Annotated in this window: 1 rRNA gene; it reads left to right on the top strand. The window is 49.0% G+C overall.

Annotated features, from left to right (window positions below):
* Nucleotides 1-160: 160 nt before the first annotated feature.
* A 23S ribosomal RNA gene (locus AC973_RS09115) occupies nt 161-3,064 on the top strand.
* Nucleotides 3,065-3,127: the final 63 nt, after the last annotated feature.

The raw sequence follows: 3,127 nt of genomic DNA, 5'->3' as shown, positions 1-3,127 counted from the left end.
ATTTTGTTCTTTGAAAACTGAATACTGTAAGTAATAAACCTCTTATTTAATTATTTTCTACCAGGAGATAATTAATATAAGAAATTCCAATTTTACCAAGAGTAAAAAAACCAATAAAAGTAAGCAAATTACTTTTCGCGAATCATACAACTTAACCAATGGTTAAGTGAATAAGGGCGCACGGTGGATGCCTTGGCACTAGGAGCCGATGAAGGACGGGACTAACACCGATATGCTTCGGGGAGCTGTAAGTAAGCTTTGATCCGGAGATTTCCGAATGGGGAAACCCAATTGCTTTGATAGGCAATTACTCAACTACGAATACATAGTAGTTTGAGAGGAAGACGCAGGGAACTGAAACATCTCATTACCTGTAGGAAGAGAAAGAAAATTCGATTTCCTGAGTAGCGGCGAGCGAAACGGAAAGAGCCCAAACCAAAGAGCTTGCTCTTTGGGGTTGTAGGACAGACGATATGTAGTTAAAGATTTAGTCGAATGGCATGGGAAGGCCAATCACAGAGGGTGACAATCCCGTAGACGAAAGATCAATAACGCTAGTCTGTATCCTGAGTACGGCGGAACACGTGTAATTCCGTCGGAATCCGGGAGGACCATCTCCCAAGGCTAAATACTCCCTAGTGACCGATAGTGAACCAGTACCGTGAGGGAAAGGTGAAAAGCACCCCGGAAGGGGAGTGAAATAGTACCTGAAACCGTGCGCTTACAAGCAGTCAGAGCCCGTTAATGGGTGATGGCGTACTTTTTGTAGAACGGACCGGCGAGTTACGATTGCATGCAAGGTTAAGTTGAAGAAACGGAGCCATAGCGAAAGCGAGTCTGAATAGGGCGTCGAGTATGTAGTCGTATACCCGAAACCAAGTGACCTACCCATGTGCAGGGTGAAGGTGCGGTAAAACGCACTGGAGGCCCGAACCCACGTCTGTTGAAAAAGGCGGGGATGACGTGTGGGTAGCGGAGAAATTCCAATCGAACTTGGAGATAGCTGGTTCTCTCCGAAATAGCTTTAGGGCTAGCCTCGGATGATGAATATTGGAGGTAGAGCACTGTTTGATCTAGGGGTCCATCTAGGATTACCGAAATCTGATAAACTCCGAATGCCAAATATTTTAATCCGGGAGTCAAACTGCGAGTGATAAGATCCGTAGTTGAAAGGGAAACAGCCCAGACCACCAGCTAAGGTCCCAAAGTTTCAGTTAAGTGGAAAAGGATGTGGGGTTGCTTAGACAACTAGGATGTTGGCTCAGAAGCAGCCATCATTTAAAGAGTGCGTAATAGCTCACTAGTCGAGTGACCCTGCGCCGAAAATGTACCGGGGCTAAACTGAACACCGAAGCTGTGGATATCCGCATGGATATGGTAGGAGAGCGTTCTAAGGGCAGAGAAGCAAGATCGAGAGGACTTGTGGAGCGCTTAGAAGTGAGAATGCCGGTATGAGTAGCGAAAGACGGGTGAGAATCCCGTCCACCGTATGACTAAGGTTTCCTGGGGAAGGCTCGTCCTCCCAGGGTTAGTCGGGACCTAAGCCGAGACCGAAAGGTGTAGGCGATGGACAACAGGTTGAGATTCCTGTACTTGTTTGTATTGTTTGACCAAAGGAAGGACGCAGGAGGCTAAGCAGAGCACGTTATTGGATTCGTGTTCAAGCAGTGAGTCTGACACAGAGTGAAATGCTTCGTGTTAAAGACAAGCTGTGATGAGGAGGGAAATATAGTACCGAAGCTGCTGACGTCACACTGCCAAGAAAAGTTTCTAGTTAGATACAAACAACCCGTACCGCAAACCGACACAGGTAGTCGAGGAGAGCATCCTAAGGTGAGCGAGCGAACTCTCGTTAAGGAACTCGGCAAAATAACCCCGTAACTTCGGGAGAAGGGGTGCTGACCATTTGGTCAGCCGCAGTGAATAGGCCCAAGCGACTGTTTATCAAAAACACAGGTCTCTGCTAAATCGAAAGATGACGTATAGGGGCTGACGCCTGCCCGGTGCTGGAAGGTTAAGAGGAGTGCTTAGCATTAGCGAAGGTACGAATTGAAGCCCCAGTAAACGGCGGCCGTAACTATAACGGTCCTAAGGTAGCGAAATTCCTTGTCAGGTAAGTTCTGACCCGCACGAAAGGCGTAACGATTTGGGCACTGTCTCAACGAGAGACTCGGTGAAATTGTAGTACCAGTGAAGATGCTGGTTACCCGCGACAGGACGGAAAGACCCCATGGAGCTTTACTGCAGGTTGATATTGAGTGTCTGTGTGACATGTACAGGATAGGTAGGAGCCATTGAAGCCGGAACGCTAGTTTCGGTGGAGGCGCTGGTGGGATACTACCCTTGTGACATGGCCACTCTAACCCGCGACCGTAATCCGGTCGGGAGACAGTGTCAGTCGGGCAGTTTGACTGGGGCGGTCGCCTCCTAAAATGTAACGGAGGCGCCCAAAGGTTCCCTCAGAATGGTTGGAAATCATTCGTAGAGTGTAAAGGCAGAAGGGAGCTTGACTGCGAGACCTACAAGTCGAGCAGGGACGAAAGTCGGGCTTAGTGATCCGGTGGTTCCGCATGGAAGGGCCATCGCTCAACGGATAAAAGCTACCCTGGGGATAACAGGCTTATCTCCCCCAAGAGTTCACATCGACGGGGAGGTTTGGCACCTCGATGTCGGCTCATCGCATCCTGGGGCTGAAGTCGGTCCCAAGGGTTGGGCTGTTCGCCCATTAAAGCGGTACGCGAGCTGGGTTCAGAACGTCGTGAGACAGTTCGGTCCCTATCCGTCGCGGGCGTTGGAAATTTGAGAGGAGCTGTCCTTAGTACGAGAGGACCGGGATGGACACACCGCTGGTGTACCAGTTGTTCTGCCAAGAGCATCGCTGGGTAGCTATGTGTGGATGGGATAAACGCTGAAAGCATCTAAGCGTGAAGCCCTCCTCAAGATGAGATTTCCCATATCTTTAAGATAGTAAGACCCCTGAGAGACGATCAGGTAGATAGGCTAGAAGTGGAAGTGCAGCGATGTATGGAGCGGACTAGTACTAATCGGTCGAGGACTTATCCAATGGATATAAGATTGTATGATGGAATGGTAGACGACTTACAGATTCAGTTTTGAGCGAACAAAA

The organism is Carnobacterium sp. 1290_CSPC, from assembly GCF_001053265.1.
Classification (GTDB): domain Bacteria; phylum Bacillota; class Bacilli; order Lactobacillales; family Aerococcaceae; genus Aerococcus; species Aerococcus urinaeequi.
The sequence above is the reverse complement of the archived record's forward strand: the minus strand, read 5'-3'. Positions and strand labels throughout refer to the sequence as shown.